This is a genomic window from Actinomadura napierensis (assembly GCF_039529375.1).
In the GTDB taxonomy this organism is placed as follows: domain Bacteria; phylum Actinomycetota; class Actinomycetes; order Streptosporangiales; family Streptosporangiaceae; genus Spirillospora; species Spirillospora napierensis.
In genome coordinates this window covers 1-533 of sequence record NZ_BAAAMR010000415.1, presented here as the reverse complement: position 1 = coordinate 533, position 533 = coordinate 1, and the positions used below count along the sequence as shown (strand labels likewise).

At 36.8% G+C, this 533-nt stretch carries 1 protein-coding gene; it reads left to right on the top strand.

What is annotated here, in order from left to right:
* The coding region (locus ABD296_RS50220; protein ID WP_344285817.1) for a hypothetical protein at positions 1 to 533 on the top strand (533 nt) is incomplete at both ends.

Here is a 533-nt window from a genome sequence, read left to right as displayed (position 1 = left end):
CTTATCTTTCCGTTGTTACAGGATGGAATAGCAAGAATAAAGCTGCGTATATTAAACAATTCCGTCATGTGCCTATAAGCCTCTTATTTTCAGATGGCACTTTACTTGCAGTGGCGTCAACTACAGAAGTTCAATCAATCATGTCACTGCATGGAAACGTGGTTGCTATCGTTACTTTTGGATTTGTTTTAACTGACGTTAATTTAAAAAATGTAACTATAAAAATTGATCCAAATACTCCAATTGCAGTGATGTTGATGAACCAGCATAGTGCAGATGAAGATCCACACCCACAATACGGCGCGTTAATTCGTAAGCTCATGACTGAACATAATCAGCATGAGGATCCGCACCCCCAATATGCATTTGAAAAAGATGTAAAAGCCAAAGACGATGATTTACAACAACAGATTGATGATCTAGATCTTAGTTCCAAAAATTTGTTACAGCAGTTAATCGATTTCAAGAAAAACTTAGATGCTCAATATCCAAAATTAATTGGAGCAGGTGTAAATATTGGTAGCTCAGCCACA